This is a genomic window from Paracoccus saliphilus (assembly GCF_028553805.1).
Classification (GTDB): Bacteria; Pseudomonadota; Alphaproteobacteria; order Rhodobacterales; family Rhodobacteraceae; genus Paracoccus; species Paracoccus saliphilus.
Window position 1 is genome coordinate 1,998,196 of record NZ_CP067140.1, and the last position, 15,663, is coordinate 2,013,858.

The following is a 15,663-nucleotide window of genomic DNA, read 5'->3' on the forward strand; positions in this document are numbered from 1 at the left end:
GAAGAAGGAGCCCGTCCGGTCTGCATGGCGCCCGACGCGTCCCCGTGCGTTCTTCAACTTCCGGTAAAGCGTGGTTTGCGTTTTTCCAGGAAGGCCGTCACGCCCTCGCGGAAATCGCTGCTGCGTCCGGCCTGCCCCTGCAGCTTCGCCTCGAGTTTCAGTTGCTCTTCCAGGTCATTGTCGAAGGATTCCGCTACCGCCTGGCGCACCGCGCGATAGGCGGAGGTCGGTCCCTGCGCCAGTTGGCGGGCACGCGCGGCGACGGTTTCGGCAAATTCGCCATCGGGCAATGCTTCCCAGATCAGGCCCCAATCGGCTGCCTGACGCGCCGGGATGGCGTCGGCGAAAAGCATCATGCCCATGGCCCGTGCCGCACCGACGGCCCGCGGAATGGCCCAGGTCCCGCCCGCATCGGGCACCAGGCCGATTCGAGTGAAGGCCTGGATGAAATCCGCGCTTTCCGCCGCGATCACCACATCCGCGACCAGCGCCAGGTTGGCCCCGGCCCCGGCTGCCGTGCCGTTCACCGCCGCGATAACCGGCACCGGGCAGTTGCGGACGGCATGCAGCATCGGTTCATATTCATCGCGCAAGGTCGCCTCGAGATCGCGGGCCGCATTCGCGTCGGTCAGGTCCTGTCCCGAACAGAAGGCCCGGCCAGATCCGGTCAACACCACGCAGCGCACTTCCTTCGGCAGCGAGGTCAGGGCATGCGTGATCTCTGCCCGCATCCGGCTGTTCAGCGCGTTCATCTTGTCGGGCCGATCGAGAATCAGCGTCGCGATGCCGTCCCTGACGCCGAACTGAATGGTTTCGAAATCCATGATATCCCCCTTGTTCCTCGCAGCCATGATGGCGAAATTGGCGCGGGGGGAAAGCGCAACCCTGCGTCACTCGCGCATGATCTCGTCCAGCCGGGATTTCTCTGTCTCGCTGAGCGTTGTCGTCGGGGGCGCGGCCCCCGATCGTCCGCGGATAAAGACCCATGCAATCAGCAGCCCCAATAGCGCCATCACCGGCCCGGCCAGCCAGAGGATCAGGTTGCCACCACGGGCACGCGGTTCGAACAGCACGAATTCCCCGAAACGATCCACCACCGCGTCGATCACTTCGGCATTGTTATCACCTGCCACCAGCCGTTCGCGGACATAGAGCCGCAGGTCACGGCTGATGGCGGCATTCGATTCATCGATGTTCTCGCCCTGACAGATAGGGCAGCGCAGCTTTTGCGATATCTCGCGGGCCCGTGCCTCCAATGCCGGATCCTCCAGCACCTCGTCGGGCTGAACGGCCAGCGCGGGCGACAAAAGCGCCATCAGCAGCACGAGGATCAGGGACAAGCGTTTCATTCCGCGGGAACCGCTGCCATGGGGCCGCGTTTCCTGGCTCCGGCCGCCACGCGATAGCGGCGATCCGACAGGCTGATCATTCCGCCAAGCGCCATCAGGATCGCGCCGGCCCAGATCCAGTTGGCGAATGGCTTCACGTAAGAGCGCACCGCCCAGCCCCCGTCCTTCTGCGCATCCCCGATCACCAGGTAGATGTCGCGGAAGATGCCATTGTCGATTGCCGCCTCGGTCGTGGGCATGGCCTGCACCGGGTAGACGCGTTTCTCGGGGCGCAGCGTGGCGACTTGTCGTCCGTTCCTGGCCACATCGAGCGTCGCCATGGTCGAAAGATAGTTCGGCCCCTCGACCTCATCCACCGCCTTCAAGGTGATCTGGTAACCCGCCACCTCGAATGGCTCGTCAATCTGTGCGACGCGGATATCCTCGGTCTGCCAGGCGGTCAGCAGGGCCACCCCGATGAAGGTTACGCCAAGGCCTGAATGCGCCACCGCCTTGCCCCAATCCGCGCGCGGCAGGCGCAACAGGCGCGACAGGCCGGATTTCCCTGTGCGGTGGATGAGCTCGGCGACCGAGCTGCCGATCAGCCAGGCGCCAAGCCCTGCCCCGATGATCGCGATGGCAGAACGCCCGGTCGAGACCGCGAAAACCAGCAGCATGACGGCGGCGGCGAAGATCAGCGCTCCGCGCAAGGGCCGTATCGCCCGCGAAGGGACAGCGCGCTTCCATGGCATGATCGCCCCGAGGGGCAGCGCAACGGCCAGCACCAGCATGAATGGCGTGAAGGCCTTGTTGAAGAAGGGTGCGCCCACCGACAATTTGCGGTCCCACATCATCTCGGCGAAAAGCGGCCACATGGTGCCGATGAAGACCACGAAGGCCGACACCGCCAGCAGCACGTTGTTGAGCACCAATGCCCCTTCTCGCGAGACGGGAGCAAAGACCCCCTTCGCCGTCATCTGCCCCGCCCGAGCGGCGTAAAGCGTCAGGGCCCCGCCGGTGAAGACGGCAAGAATGGCGAGGATGAAAACCCCACGCGCCGGGTCGCTGGCAAAGCTGTGGACAGAGGTGATTACGCCCGAGCGCACGATGAAGGTGCCGATCATCGAGAAACCGAAAGCCATGATTGCCAGCAGAATGGTCCAGCTTTTCAGCGCCTCGCGCTTTTCGACGACGATGGCCGAATGCAGCAGGGCGGCAGCCAGCAGCCATGGCATGAAGCTGGCATTCTCCACCGGGTCCCAGAACCAGAACCCGCCCCAGCCAAGCTCGTAATAGGCCCACCAGGATCCAAGCGCGATGCCGATGGTCAGGAACATCCAGGCCGCCAGCGTCCAGGGCCGCACCCATCGCGCCCATGTCGCATCCACCCGCCCCTCGATCAGCGCGGCGACGGCAAAGCTGAAGGCCATGGAAAGCCCGACATAGCCCAGGTAAAGGAAGGGCGGATGAAAGGCCAAGCCCGGATCCTGCAGAAGCGGGTTCAGGTCACGCCCGTCGAACGGCGGATTCGCGAGACGCAGGAACGGGTTCGAGGTGAAGATGATGAAGGCGTAGAAGGCCGCCCCGATAGAGGCCTGCACCGCCAGCACCCGCGCCCTGAGGCTCGGCGGCAGGTTGCCCCCGAAAGCCGCCGCCGCCGCGCCGAACAGCGCCAGGATCAGCACCCAAAGCAGCATCGAGCCTTCGTGGTTTCCCCAGACACCGCTGATCTTGTAAAGCATCGGCTTGGCGGTATGGGAATTCTCATAGACCAGCTTGAGCGAGAAATCCGAAGTGACGAAAGCCACGGTCAGCGCGGCGAATGACAGACCTGTCAGCAGGAATTGCGCCATGGCCGCGGGGCGGGCGCTGTCCATCCATCCCTGCCATCCCTTTGCCGCACCGATCATCGGCACGATCATCTGATACAACGCCACGGCAAAGGCGAGGATCAGGGCGAAATGGCCGAATTCTGCGATCATGCGGGCGGTCCTCCGTATGAGCGCAGCATAGGGGTATGAAAAAGGGGGGGAAAGTCCCCCCTTCGTCTTTACCTGTCAGTTTTCCGTGTGACCTATCCGCGCAGGCTCGCCGCCCAGTCCCGCAAGGCCGCGTTATCGGCAAAATCGTCCTCGGGCGGGACCGGGGCCGCTTCATCTTGCGCGGCGGGTGCGGCGGCAGATTTGCGCACGGGCCAGACACGATGGCGGAAGTAATGCGCCTCGCGCGCCCCGAAATAGAAACCGACAATCGCACCAAGCAACCACCAAAGCGGCTCGGGCACCTGCTGCAAACCCTCCATCCGCAATCCGAACCCCTCGGGCTCGACCATGGCATAGACGAACAGCCCCATCGTCCCCAATGCCAAGGCTGGTCGAGGAAGCCGGTTCAACCCGTTGATGAAACGATCGAACCGGCCTGAAGGGGCGATCCGGAACTCTTGCTCCATCTGATTGATCGCATGCCCATAAGCCTCTTCGTCCAGTTCCATGCGACGGGTCGCGTTCTGGACGAAAACCTCTGTCACACCACGTGCGGCAGCTCCGATTGCGGTCACCGTCGGAGCGCCTCCGACAAGGCGGTCGATCAGGCCCATTTCGCGATCCTTTCACGATGCTCGGTTTCTGTCAGGTGATAGCGGGGCGCGATGAATTGCTCGGCCCGCGTGATCCAGCCGCCTTTTCCGCCCGAGCGGTTGCGGGCATATTTGCGGCTAGCCGGGCGCCGATCTGCAAGCGCGTAATAATAATTGCGCCGGGCAATGCCATAGGCATCGGCCAGGTGATCCGGCGCGGCATTGGCGGCGGCACGCGCAGCAGCGATAGTTCGCGTTCCGATCATCCCATCGGCGACAGCGGGAAATCCCATCCGGGACAACAACCGCTGCAGGATCTTCACTGCGTTGGCCCCGGCATTCACATACATGTCGAAAACGCTGGCCTGTATCGCCTGCGGCAGCTCCGACAATCGCGGTTTGTCAAAGTAATGCTCGATGAAGATCCGCTCGGCCTGTTCGGGCGTCAGAGCCTTTACATCGGCAGGATCGATCTTGCCGTTGCGGTCCAGATCCAGCCCCAGGGACCGAATCGTGCCGATGGTAACGCCGTGTTTCGTCGCCCCGCCCGGATCGTCCGGGTCATTCACATATCCGCCCTCGCGGGCAACGATTTCGCGCGCTATCTCGTCAACGCTTGCCATTGCATCCCCTCCTGACCACGCCGCCGGAATCAGCGGACGGGCCAAGAGTGCCGCGTGCCGGTTAATCTCGCCTTAACCAGGCGTGCGTTGCAAAATTCGTGCTTTGTCAGCTTCGGAGATCAGCTTTCCGGCTCTTTATACACGCCGCTTTCCTTAAGTGTATCGACCACTTCACGCGGCATATAGGTCTCGTCATGCTTCGCCAGCAGGTCACGGGCCTCGAAGCGGCCATCGCGGTAGTGACCCTTGGCAATGGTACCCTGCCCCTCCTTGAACAGATCGGGGCGGGGGTCGTTGCCAATGTAGCTCACCGGGATCTCGACCGCGCCATCGGTGATGACGAAATCGAAGGAAACCCCGTCGCCATTCACGATGGAACCCTCCTTCACCAGCCCGCCAAGCTGAAAGTACTCTTCCGGCGCAGGGGCATTTTCACTGACCTGCGTGGGAGAACGATACAGGTTGATGCCATCCCGAAAGCCATAGCCGATCAACCCGACCGCGATCACCAATGCCACGGCGGCCCCCAGAAGGACCTGGATGCGACGGCGTTTCTTCAGTGATTTCAAGCCGGCCATCCTGCCTCCTCATGCTGCTTCGAAACGGATCGGACGGCGCAGGAATTGCACCGCCTTACCCGAGACCCGGACCGGATCGCCCGTCGTCAGGAAACGCGACTGCGTGCCCTCGCCCAGGAATTCAGGTCTGCGCTCAAGGTAATCCGCCAGGCTTTCCGCCACCAATCCCGGCTGGCTGTAAACCGTCACCTGCGAACCAAGGGCACGCTGGAAAACGGCCTCGACCAGCGGATAATGGGTACAGCCGAGGATTGCCGCCTCGGGTTGCGGCATCCGGCGCAGCAGGGCCTCGACATGGCTGGTCACCAGCGCTTCGGCCAGGATCTCGTCTCCCTGCTCGATCGCATCGACGACGCCCCCGCATGGCTGCGCCTCGACATCCACACCCACGGCCCGGAACGCCAGTTCCCGCTGAAAAGCACGGCTGGCAACGGTGGTCGGAGTAGCGAACAACGCCACCTGCTTGACCACCACCTCGCGCGGCGGCGAATTGTCGCCCCATCCACGCTCGGTAAGCGCCTCGATCATCGGCACGAAAACCCCGAGGACACGCTTGTTTTCCGGCAACCAGGTCTCTTGCATCCGGCGCAGGGCGGCGGCGCTGGCGGTATTGCAGGCAAGGATCACCAGATCGCACCCCTCCTGCCATAGCCTTTCGACGCTCGCGCAGGTCAGATCGAAAATGTCGTCGGCATCGCGAACCCCGTAGGGAGCGTTGGCGTTGTCGCCCAGGTAGACGAGCGGCAGATCGGGCAGCCTTTCGGCGATGGCCCGATGGATCGTCAGCCCGCCCAATCCCGAATCGAAAATTCCGACCGCCATGTCATTGCTCCCTCACCCGCGCGATGCCGTTCTAGGCTGCCGCGCGGGATTTGGAAATGACACAAATGTTTGAGGCCGGGATTCCAACGCCTCGTTACGGCGCGGATATCATTCCGCCGCCTCGCGGATCGGAGCGCCGCCCGAACGGAACTGCGCCAGCAATTCCTTGCGACGCGGCGCCGCCTCATCGGCCGCCTTGTCCTTGATCAGGCCATATCCGCGTATAGTCAGCGGCAGTTCCGCCAATTCAATCGCGATGGGCATTGTCGCGTCGGTCACCTTGTCCAGAACCTCGCGCATATCGGCTTCATATTCGCGGATCAGGGCACGTTCCCGACGCCGCTCGGCCATGTAGCCGAAAGGATCGAACGGGGTGCCGCGCAGGAATTTCATCGCCGCCAGCAGCTTGAACGCCTTCAGCATCCATGGTCCGAATTCGCGCTTTTTGGGTCGGCCTTCCGCATCCGTGCCCGGCAGCATCGGGGGAGCGAGATGGAAGGACAGCCTCACATCGCCTTCCCATGTCTCGGCAATTTGCTCGGCGGTGCTCAGATGTAGCCGCGCCACCTCGTATTCATCCTTATATGACAAGAGCTTGTAATAACCTCTTGCAACGGATTCCCGAAGCGGAGCGGGCGCGGAATCGACCAGCTTGCGGAATTTCCTCGACAGCCCCTTGCCTTGGTAATCGACCAGGTGGGCGGCACGGTACTCGACCGGATCGACAGGAAGTTCAGTGACTTCCGCAGGCTTCTTCGCCTGATCCGGGAAGGTGACGGCCCAACGCCCGATCTGGAAGGCGCGCTGGTTTTCCTCGACCTTGGTGCCGTTCAGGCGGATCGCCTCCATGATCGCCTCGAAACTCAGCGGCAACAGACCGCGCTGCCAGCAGGCCCCGAGCACCAACATGTTGGAATAGATCGAATCCCCCAACAGTCTCAGCGCCAGCTCATTCGCGTCGAAAAAGGCCGATTTCTCGCCCAACCGGGCCTCTAACGACAGTTTCAGCCGGTCCGAAGGCACCTGGAAATCCCTGAATCGCGTGAAATCGCCGGTGATGATCTCGTGATCGTTGACGACGGCACCGGTCCGGCCATTGGTCATCAAGCCAATCGTCTTGGCACCCGCGGTCACCACAAGATCGCCGCCGACGATGCAATCGGCCTCGCCCACCGCCACGCGGATGGCGCTGATATCCTCGGGCCGCTTGGCCAAGCGCAGATGGATATGCACGGCGCCGCCCTTTTGCGCCAGCCCTGCCATTTCCATCATGCCCGCACCCTTGCCATCGACATGCGCCGCCTGCGCCAGTACCGCGCCGATGGTCACGACCCCGGTGCCGCCGACACCGGTGATCACGACATTATGCGTGCCGTCTATTTCGGGAAGCGCGGGCATGGGCAGGTCTGGCAGTTCGAACGCCTCGGCCTTCGGCTTGCGCAGCTTGCCGCCCCGGACCGAGACGAAGCTGGGGCAGAAGCCGTTCACGCAGGAGTAGTCCTTGTTGCAGCTCGACTGGTCGATCTGGCGCTTGCGGCCCAGTTCCGTGTCCAACGGCACCACCGAGACGCAATTCGACTGCACCCCGCAATCGCCGCAGCCTTCACAGACCTCGGGATTGATCCAAATGCGCCGATCGGGATCGGGGAAAGTCCCCTTCTTGCGGCGGCGGCGTTTCTCGGCGGCGCAGGTCTGGATATAGAGGATGGCGCTGACGCCCTCTGCCGTCTCCAGTTCGCGCTGCACATTCATCATCTCGGCGCGCTCCTCGAAACGCAGCCCCGAGGGGAATTCCTTGCGTTCGACATCCTCCTTCTCGTCATAGACAACGATCACCGGATCGACGCCCATCGCCTCCAGCTCACGGGCGATCTGCGGCGCGGTCAGATCCCCCTCGTTGGGCTGACCACCCGTCATCGCCACGGCGTCGTTATAGAGGATCTTGTAGGTGATATTGGTGCCGGCCGCCAAGGCCGCCCGGATCGCCAGAACTCCGGAATGGTTATAGGTTCCGTCGCCAAGGTTTTGAAAGACATGAGGTCTCTTACTGAATGGAGCCTCTCCGACCCAGTTCACCCCCTCGCCGCCCATATGGGTGAACCCTTCGGTCTCGCGGCCCATCCACTGCACCATGTAATGGCAGCCGATCCCGGCATAGGCGCGGCTTCCCTCGGGCAGTCGCGTCGAGGTGTTATGCGGGCAACCCGAGCAATACCACGGCGTGCGCGTGGCGATCTCGGGCGCGTTGTCGTTTCGCAGAACCTCGGTCAGACGTTCCAGCCCGGCCTTGATATGCTCGGTGCCGCGGCCCTCCTCGATCAGGATGCCGCCGATCTTCTGCGCGATCATCACCGGGTCCAGTGCATAGCGAGTCGGAAACAGCTCCTCACCGGTCCGGTCATGCTTCCAGCCATGGATCCGGCGTCCGTGGCGATTGTCGAAAATCGCCTCTTTCAACTGCACCTCAATCAGCTTGCGCTTTTCTTCAACACAGACGATAAGTTCAAGATTTTCAGACCATTCCTGCATGGACTTCATGTCCAAAGGCCAGGTCTGCCCGACCTTGTAAGTGGTCAGTCCCAACCGCTCTGCCTCGGCTTCGTCGATGCCCAGAAGCGACAGCGCATGAACCAGGTCCAGCCAGTTCTTGCCCGCCGCGACGAAACCGATCTTGGCGCCCGGCTTGCCCCAGACCTTGCGATCGATGCGATTGGCACGGCTGAACGCCTCTGCCGCCCACCGCTTGTGATCGATCATCCGCGCCTCTTGCAGCACCGGGGTGTCGCCAAGCCGGATATTCAACCCGCCCTCGGGCATGTCGAAATCGGGAGTCACGAATTTCAGCCGATGCGGATCGCCATCGACCACCGCCGTCGCCTCGACCGTGTCCTTCATGGTCTTGAGGCCGGTCCAGACCCCGGCAAAGCGAGACAGCGCAAAGCCATAAAGGCCATAATCCAGGATTTCCTGAACGCCCGCCGGGGACAGCACCGGGATATAGGCGTCGATCATGGCCCAATCCGACTGATGCAGCACGGTCGAGCTTTCGCCGGTGTGATCGTCACCCATCGCCATTACGACGCCGCCATGTTTCGACGAGCCCGCCATATTGGCATGGCGCATCACGTCGCCGGTCCGGTCCACCCCCGGCCCCTTGCCATACCAAAGGGCATAGACGCCGTCATATTTGCCCTCGCCGCGCAGTTCCGCCTGCTGGCTGCCCCAGATCGCCGTCGCAGCGAGATCCTCGTTGAGGCCGGGCTGAAAGAGAACACCGGACTCGGTCAGCCGCTTGCCCTCACGCATCATCTGCAGGTCGACGCCGCCCAAAGGGCTGCCGCGATAGCCGGTCACGTAACCTGCCGTATTCAGAGCTGCGGCTTTGTCACGTGCTGCCTGCATAAGCATCAGCCGGACCAGTGCCTGCGTGCCGTTCAACAATACGTGCGATTTCGACAGATCAAAGCGGTCGGCTAGCGAGAATTCTTGCTTGCTCATCCTGCGTCTCCTCCAATGCCCGAAGGCTTCAAGGGCATTATAGGTCAGAATAGCTGACCGATAAAGGGTAATTTCCCTGCTTGACGTAAAGCGCGCGGACAGGCAGGTGATTGGCAGATTTGCAAAAAACGCATGGCTGCCAAGGCAGGATTGTAACAGCGATGGACTGGGACAAGTTAAGAATATTTCACGCGGTTGCCGATGCGGGCAGCCTGACGCATGCTGGCGATACGCTGCATCTGTCGCAATCCGCCGTCAGCCGCCAAATCCGCGCGCTCGAGGAGGCACTGGGGACCACCCTGTTCCACCGCCATGCCCGCGGCCTGATTCTCACCGAACAGGGAGAACTTCTGTTCGACGCCACCTCTTCGATGGCCCGCAAGCTGGACAGCGCCTCGGCGCGGATGCGCGACAGTGCCGAGCATGTTCTGGGCGAGTTGAAGGTCACGACCACGGTCGGCTTCGGCACGTTGTGGCTGGCCCCGCGGCTGGTCAAGCTCTACGAGAAGTTTCCCGATCTCAAGATCGACCTGATGCTGGAGGAGCGCGTCCTCGACCTGCCCATGCGCGAAGCGGATGTCGCCATCCGCATGAAGGAACCCAGCCAATCCGACCTGATCCGCCGCCGCCTTCTGAATATTCGCATGAGGCTTTACGCGACGCAGACCTATCTGGACCATGCGGGCATTCCGGAAAGCATGGAAGACCTGACCAGCCATCGGCTCATCTGCCAGAAGATCGATCAGCCGCAGGTCGCCGCGGGCGCCCGCCTGATCCAGGATATCATGGCGCAGGAGATCACCTCGACCCTGACGGTGAACAATTATTTCGGCGTCTTGCAAGGCGTGCTGGCCAATGTCGGGATCGGGGTGCTGCCCGATTACCTGACGGCGGATCACCCGGAACTGGTGCGGGTGCTGCCCGATATCGATTCGGCCGAGGTTCCGGTTTTCCTCGCCTATCCCGAGGAACTTCGCCAGACCCGTCGCGTCGCGGCCTTTCGCGATTTCGTCCTAGAAGAGATCCAGGCCTATCGTCGCATGCAAAGCGAAGGCGCAACTCGGTAAGACATGCCCGGAAAGGCGGATCATCGCCTCCCTGATCGAAAATGCGCCAAAATGAAAATTCCCGGCGCGTCATCACCCTTGCCAAAATCAGGAAGGGCGGGGCTCAAGGCACTTCACGCCATCGGCAGAAACACGCCGAGTATGCGTTTTTCTCAGGAAATATACGACTTTCTCATGTAGCCATTCGGTCACTGCATGTCCGCTATGCTGCGTGCGCAGCATGATTTCTCTTGAACGGCGCACTATCTGCACATAAATCGGTCTTCGAAGGCGATGGTTTGCGTAATAGCTCATCACCTTCTACCTCCCTGTTGGACTTAGGCCGGGCTTCGTGCCCGGCTTTTTTTTATCCGCATCCCGGTAAGACGGCCGCAGCACCCTTTCCATGCGGCGCAACTCGCCATAAAAGGCGCGTGAACGCACGGGCAGGAAGGGCCAATCATGCAGGAACCGACGATCACCCCGGAATTGATCGCCGCGCACGGGCTGAAGCCCGACGAATATGACCGCATCCTGCAGATTATCGGACGCGAACCGACATTCACCGAGATGGGCATTTTCTCTGCGATGTGGAACGAACATTGTTCCTACAAATCGTCGAAGAAATGGCTGCGCACCCTGCCGACCGAAGGCCCGCAGGTCATCTGCGGCCCCGGCGAAAACGCGGGCATCGTGGATATCGGCGACGGTCAGGCCGTGGTCTTCAAGATGGAGAGTCACAACCACCCCTCTTACATCGAGCCTCATCAGGGCGCCGCGACCGGCGTTGGCGGCATCCTGCGCGACGTATTCACCATGGGCGCGCGCCCCATCGCCGCGATGGATTCACTGTCATTCGGCCGTCCCGAACATCCCAAAACCCCGCATCTGGTCAAGGGCGTGGTCGAGGGGATCGGTTCATACGGCAACTGCTTCGGTGTACCCAATGTCGGCGGCGAGGTGCGGTTCCACGCCTCCTATGACGGCAACTGCCTCGTGAACGCCTTTGCCGCCGGACTGGCCGATACCGACAAGATCTTCTACTCGGCCGCTTCGGGCGTCGGCATGCCGGTCGTCTACCTGGGGGCGAAAACCGGGCGCGACGGAGTCGGCGGCGCAACCATGGCCAGTGCCGAATTCGACGACACGATCGAGGAAAAGCGCCCCACCGTTCAGGTTGGCGATCCCTTTACCGAGAAATGCCTGCTGGAAGCCTGCCTCGAGCTGATGGCGTCCGGCAGCGTGATTTCCATTCAGGACATGGGCGCCGCCGGTCTGACCTGCTCGGCCGTCGAGATGGGCGACAAGGGCGGGCTCGGCATCAAGCTGATCCTCGACGAGGTGCCACAGCGCGAAACAAGTATGACCGCCTATGAGATGATGCTGTCCGAAAGCCAGGAACGCATGCTCATGGTGCTCAAGCCCGAGAAAGAGGCAGAAGCGCGGGCGATCTTCGAGAAATGGGACCTGGATTTCGCCATCGTCGGCGAGACCATCCCCGAGGACCGCTTCCTGGTCCTGCATGGCAATGACATAAAGGCCGATCTGCCGCTGTCGAAACTGTCCTCCAGCGCGCCGGAATATGATCGCCCATGGGTCGAAACCCCGGCAGCGGGTCCTGCCCCAGCCCTGCCCGCGATTACTCCGGTTTCCGCGCTGAAAGCCCTGATCGGCAGTCCCAATTATGCCCATAAGGCATGGGTATGGGAGCAGTATGATACGCAGGTCGGCGCCGACACGATCCGCCGCCCCGGTCTTGGCGCAGGCGTGGTGCGCGTTCACGGCACCCGCAAGGCGCTGGCATTCACCAGCGACGTCACCCCGCGCTATGTCCGCGCCAATCCATACGAGGGCGGCAAGCAGGCCGTGGCCGAGGCTTACCGGAACCTGTGCGCGACCGGTGCGCAGCCTCTGGCCACCACCGACAATCTCAATTTCGGCAATCCCGAAAAGCCCGAGATCATGGGCCAGCTCGTCGGCGCCATCAAGGGCATCGGAGAGGCTTGCGCGGCGCTGGATTTCCCCATCGTCTCGGGCAATGTCTCTCTGTATAACGAGACCGATGGCAAGGGCATCCTGCCCACCCCCACCATCGGCGGCGTCGGCCTGATCTCGGATATCGATGACCTGATCGCGGGTCAGCCCTCCGAAGGCGATCTGGCACTGGTCATCGGCGAGACAGCGGGACATCTGGGCCAATCCGCGCTGGCCCATGAGGCTTTCGGCATAGAGGCAGGCGACGCCCCGCATGTCGATCTGAAGGCCGAGCGGAAGCATGGCGAATTCCTGCGCGCCAATCGCAAACATCTAAGCGCCGCAAGCGATCTTTCCGACGGCGGTCTGGCTCTGGCTGCGTTCGAGATGGCCGAGGCCGCGGGGACTGGTCTGACGCTCGACAGCGCCGATATCGCCCAACTTTTCGGCGAGGATCAGGCCCGCTACCTGATCGCATGCCCGCTCGATGCCGTGGAACCCCTGCTCGACGCCGCGAAATCCGCCGGGGTGCCTGTCGCGACCGTGGGGCGCTTTGGCGGGGATCACGTCACCCTGGGCGATGACCGGGCACTGCTCTCCGATCTGTCGGAACTGTATCGCAGCGCCTTTGCCAGCGCCATCAAGGGCGACATGCCCGACCACGCATGAGAGTGCGCGCGCCCGCAGGCCATGCCGCCATCGTCCTTGCTGCCGGGCGCGGTGTCCGTGCTGGGGGCACGCAGCCGAAACAATGGTGCGATCTCGGCAGCCGCCCGGTGCTGGCCCGTGCACTGGATGCCTTCGCCGGGTTCGAGCGGGTCGTTCTTGTGGTTCACGAGGACGATATGGGGGCGGCCATTGCCCAATTCTCAGGCCCGGTCACCATCGTCACCGGCGGCGAAACCCGCTCGGCCAGCGTTCTGGCCGGGCTGACGGCACTGGAAGGTCAGGCTAGTCATGTCCTGATCCATGACGGCGCCCGCCCCCTGACGCCCGCACCGGTCATCCAGGGGGTCATCGATGCGCTGGAAGGTGGCGCCATCGCCGCCGCCCCCGGTCTGCCCGTGTCTGACACGCTCTGGCGCGGCGAGGCCGGACATGTCTCGGACATCACTCCGCGCGACGGGCTTTATCGCGCCCAGACCCCGCAGGGGTTCCGCCTGCCCGAGATACTTGCCGCCCATCGCGCCCATCCCGAGGGCGCGACCGACGACGTGGCCCTGGCCTTGAAGATGGGTCACCCCGTTGCCATTACCGAAGGCAGCGAAGACAACCTGAAGATCACATGGCCGGGAGATTTCACCCGCGCCGAGAAGCTGTTGGGGGGCGCGGTGGATATCCGTTTGGGTAATGGTTTCGACGTGCATGCCTTTGGGCCGGGTGATCACGTCTGGCTCTGCGGCGTGCGAATCCCGCATGAGGCCGGGCTGGTCGGTCATTCCGACGCCGATGTCGGCATGCACGCCCTGACCGACGCCATCTATGGCGCGCTGGCCGAGGGCGATATCGGCCGCCATTTTCCGCCCTCCGATCCGCAATGGAAGGGCGCGGCCAGCGATATCTTCCTGCGCCACGCCATCGACCTGGCGCGTGCGAAGGGCTTTCGCCTGGCCAATGGCGATGTGACCCTGATCTGCGAGGCACCGAAAATCGGCCCCCATGCAAGCGCCATGCAAGCCCGGCTGTCCGAGATCTTGCAGGCCGAAGCAGACCGCATCAGCGTCAAGGCCACCACCTCGGAACGGCTCGGCTTTACCGGGCGCGGCGAGGGCATCGCGGCAATCGCAACGGCCAGCCTTATCAAGGGATAGATCATGGAAAGACTTCTCTGCACCTGGTTCGGCACGGGGCTTCTTCGCCCCGCCCCTGGCACATGGGGCTCTGCCGTCGCCGTCGCCTTGGGCGTGCTCTTGCATCGCGTCGGCCATTTTCCCCTGCTCGCCATCGCCACCATTGCTGTCACGGTCGCGGGCTTCTGGGCCGTTCGCCGCTATACCGCTGGCATGAGCGATCCCGACCGCAGCGAAATCGTCATCGACGAGGTGGCGGGCCAGTGGCTCGCCCTTTGTTTCCCCTCGGCGGCCTTCTTCTTTGCACAAATACCTTCCAGCACCTTTCCCTATCCCGGCTGGCTGGCCGCCTTCGCCTTCTTCCGTCTCTTCGACATCTGGAAACCCTGGCTGATCGGACGCGCTGACCGCGAGGGCGGCGTGAAGGGCGTGATGACAGACGATCTCTGGGCAGGGCTGTTCGCCGGTATCGCCACGCTGATCGCCGCCGCAATCGCGCATCTGGTGCTTCTATGAGCCTCGCCGCCGACGTCCTGGAGGCCGCCCGCGCCCGCAACGTCGTCATTGCCACCGCGGAAAGCTGCACAGGCGGCCTGATCGTCGGAGCACTGACCGAAGTGCCCGGTTCTTCCGATGTGGTGGATCGTGGCTTCGTCACATATTCCAACGCCGCCAAGCAGCAGATGCTAGGCGTACGCCCCACAACGCTGGCAACCCATGGCGCGGTCAGCGAAGCTGTCGCGGTCGAGATGGCCTCGGGCGCGCTGACCCATTCTGACGCCACCCTCACCGTCGCCGTTACCGGCATCGCGGGTCCAGGCGGGTCGGAGCACAAGCCCGAGGGCCGGGTCTGCTTTGCCATCGCCAATGCCTTCGGTGTCACCACCGAAACCGTCGAATTCGGCGCCATTGGCCGGGGACAGGTTCGCGCGGCCACCGTGGATCATGCGCTGCGACTGCTGCTGGCAGAGCTCGAGCAGTAACGACTGCCCGGCTCAGCTTTCCAGAACGCGCCTACGGAAAGACGGGCTCAGGAATCATCCACGGCTGGCCCGATGTTGACGCCGGAAGTATCGTCATCGTCCGACGCGATCGCAGCAACCACCCCCAACAGGAGCAGAGAAGGAACGACGAGACCAGTATTCGACGACGCTGGTTGTTCCTCCACAATCACGGGCTCGACGTCGATGACAGGGGCAACATATCCTCCTGCCAGTGCTGAAGAGGCGGTTAGTCCGAAAATAGCGGAATAAGTGGCGAGTTTGATCATTACCTTGCTCCATTTCAATTTTTACAATGACGATCATCGCCACATGCACGAAAATATGTATACAAATAAACCTGTTTGATTATCAAGCGTTAGAGGCCCCAAAACTATCTAAAACTCGAATGATCACAACCGGAACGGAGCCTGGATGCTTGGTTGGTG

The 15,663-nt window shown here is 62.6% G+C and carries 14 protein-coding genes; 5 read left to right on the forward strand and 9 right to left on the reverse strand.

All coding sequences use genetic code 11. From position 1 onward, the window contains the following. Positions 1–53: 53 nt before the first annotated feature. From JHX88_RS09545 to JHX88_RS09580, 8 genes are all read right to left on the reverse strand, one after another. The gene (locus tag JHX88_RS09545) at positions 54–824 is read right to left on the reverse strand and encodes an enoyl-CoA hydratase-related protein (protein ID WP_076524373.1); all 771 of its coding nucleotides are present in this window, start codon (positions 822–824) and stop codon (positions 54–56) included. A 66-nt stretch (positions 825–890) separates the two neighbouring features. After that, the gene (locus tag JHX88_RS09550; RefSeq protein ID WP_076524371.1) at positions 891–1,349 is read right to left on the reverse strand and encodes a cytochrome c-type biogenesis protein; all 459 of its coding nucleotides are present in this window, start codon (positions 1,347–1,349) and stop codon (positions 891–893) included. Next, a complete protein-coding gene (locus JHX88_RS09555) occupies positions 1,346–3,310 on the reverse strand; it encodes a heme lyase CcmF/NrfE family subunit (RefSeq protein WP_076524369.1) in 1,965 nt (654 codons plus the stop codon). The genes JHX88_RS09550 and JHX88_RS09555 overlap by 4 nt, the downstream gene beginning before the upstream one ends. 92 nt (positions 3,311–3,402) lie before the next feature. Beyond that, positions 3,403–3,924, reverse strand: coding sequence for a holin family protein (locus JHX88_RS09560; RefSeq protein WP_076524367.1), 522 nt, complete (start codon positions 3,922–3,924; stop codon positions 3,403–3,405). Further along, positions 3,915–4,526, reverse strand: a complete 612-nt coding sequence (locus JHX88_RS09565; RefSeq protein WP_076524365.1) for a holin-associated N-acetylmuramidase — start codon at positions 4,524–4,526, stop codon at positions 3,915–3,917. The genes JHX88_RS09560 and JHX88_RS09565 overlap by 10 nt, the downstream gene beginning before the upstream one ends. A 119-nt stretch (positions 4,527–4,645) precedes the next feature. Further along, positions 4,646–5,095 (reverse strand): cytochrome c maturation protein CcmE, encoded by a 450-nt coding sequence (gene ccmE, locus JHX88_RS09570; protein ID WP_076524555.1) that lies wholly within the window; start codon positions 5,093–5,095, stop codon positions 4,646–4,648. Positions 5,096–5,113: 18 nt separating this feature from the next. Next, on the reverse strand, positions 5,114–5,926 hold the full coding sequence (locus JHX88_RS09575; protein ID WP_076524363.1) for a glutamate racemase: 813 nt from the start codon (positions 5,924–5,926) through the stop codon (positions 5,114–5,116). A 108-nt stretch (positions 5,927–6,034) separates the two neighbouring features. Next, entirely contained in the window at positions 6,035–9,424 is a 3,390-nt protein-coding gene (locus tag JHX88_RS09580) for an indolepyruvate ferredoxin oxidoreductase family protein (protein ID WP_076524361.1), read from the reverse strand. 161 nt (positions 9,425–9,585) lie between these two features. Here JHX88_RS09580 and JHX88_RS09585 point away from each other — a divergent pair, with 161 nt between their 5' ends. The 5 genes from JHX88_RS09585 to JHX88_RS09605 all read left to right on the forward strand — a co-directional run bounded on the left by JHX88_RS09585 (position 9,586) and on the right by JHX88_RS09605 (position 15,217). Further along, positions 9,586–10,491: a LysR family transcriptional regulator gene (locus JHX88_RS09585; protein WP_076524359.1), complete on the forward strand. Its 906-nt coding sequence runs from the start codon at positions 9,586–9,588 to the stop codon at positions 10,489–10,491. 441 nt (positions 10,492–10,932) lie between these two features. After that, the gene (gene purL, locus JHX88_RS09590; protein ID WP_076524357.1) at positions 10,933–13,113 is read left to right on the forward strand and encodes a phosphoribosylformylglycinamidine synthase subunit PurL; all 2,181 of its coding nucleotides are present in this window, start codon (positions 10,933–10,935) and stop codon (positions 13,111–13,113) included. Beyond that, positions 13,110–14,255 (forward strand): bifunctional 2-C-methyl-D-erythritol 4-phosphate cytidylyltransferase/2-C-methyl-D-erythritol 2,4-cyclodiphosphate synthase, encoded by a 1,146-nt coding sequence (locus JHX88_RS09595; RefSeq protein WP_076524355.1) that lies wholly within the window; start codon positions 13,110–13,112, stop codon positions 14,253–14,255. The genes purL and JHX88_RS09595 overlap by 4 nt, the downstream gene beginning before the upstream one ends. 3 nt (positions 14,256–14,258) lie before the next feature. Further along, on the forward strand, positions 14,259–14,750 hold the full coding sequence (locus tag JHX88_RS09600; protein WP_076524353.1) for a phosphatidylglycerophosphatase A family protein: 492 nt from the start codon (positions 14,259–14,261) through the stop codon (positions 14,748–14,750). Then, positions 14,747–15,217 carry a CinA family protein gene (locus tag JHX88_RS09605; protein ID WP_076524351.1) on the forward strand — a complete coding sequence of 157 codons (471 nt, stop codon included), beginning with the start codon at positions 14,747–14,749 and terminating at the stop codon, positions 15,215–15,217. Before JHX88_RS09600 ends, JHX88_RS09605 begins: the two co-directional genes overlap by 4 nt. 47 nt (positions 15,218–15,264) lie before the next feature. On the opposite strand, the gene JHX88_RS09610 is transcribed toward JHX88_RS09605, so the two are convergent. Beyond that, positions 15,265–15,504 carry a hypothetical protein gene (locus tag JHX88_RS09610; protein WP_076524349.1) on the reverse strand — a complete coding sequence of 80 codons (240 nt, stop codon included), beginning with the start codon at positions 15,502–15,504 and terminating at the stop codon, positions 15,265–15,267. Positions 15,505–15,663: the final 159 nt, after the last annotated feature.

Coding starts and splice junctions, on each gene's coding strand:
- JHX88_RS09545 (WP_076524373.1), bottom strand. CDS start 824: ATGGATTTCGAAACCATTCAGTTCGGCGTCAGGGACGGCATCGCGACG.
- JHX88_RS09550 (WP_076524371.1), bottom strand. CDS start 1,349: ATGAAACGCTTGTCCCTGATCCTCGTGCTGCTGATGGCGCTTTTGTCG.
- JHX88_RS09555 (WP_076524369.1), bottom strand. CDS start 3,310: ATGATCGCAGAATTCGGCCATTTCGCCCTGATCCTCGCCTTTGCCGTG.
- JHX88_RS09560 (WP_076524367.1), bottom strand. CDS start 3,924: ATGGGCCTGATCGACCGCCTTGTCGGAGGCGCTCCGACGGTGACCGCA.
- JHX88_RS09565 (WP_076524365.1), bottom strand. CDS start 4,526: ATGGCAAGCGTTGACGAGATAGCGCGCGAAATCGTTGCCCGCGAGGGC.
- JHX88_RS09575 (WP_076524363.1), bottom strand. CDS start 5,926: ATGGCGGTCGGAATTTTCGATTCGGGATTGGGCGGGCTGACGATCCAT.
- JHX88_RS09580 (WP_076524361.1), bottom strand. CDS start 9,424: ATGAGCAAGCAAGAATTCTCGCTAGCCGACCGCTTTGATCTGTCGAAA.
- JHX88_RS09585 (WP_076524359.1), top strand. CDS start 9,586: ATGGACTGGGACAAGTTAAGAATATTTCACGCGGTTGCCGATGCGGGC.
- purL (WP_076524357.1), top strand. CDS start 10,933: ATGCAGGAACCGACGATCACCCCGGAATTGATCGCCGCGCACGGGCTG.
- JHX88_RS09595 (WP_076524355.1), top strand. CDS start 13,110: ATGAGAGTGCGCGCGCCCGCAGGCCATGCCGCCATCGTCCTTGCTGCC.
- JHX88_RS09600 (WP_076524353.1), top strand. CDS start 14,259: ATGGAAAGACTTCTCTGCACCTGGTTCGGCACGGGGCTTCTTCGCCCC.
- JHX88_RS09605 (WP_076524351.1), top strand. CDS start 14,747: ATGAGCCTCGCCGCCGACGTCCTGGAGGCCGCCCGCGCCCGCAACGTC.
- JHX88_RS09610 (WP_076524349.1), bottom strand. CDS start 15,504: ATGATCAAACTCGCCACTTATTCCGCTATTTTCGGACTAACCGCCTCT.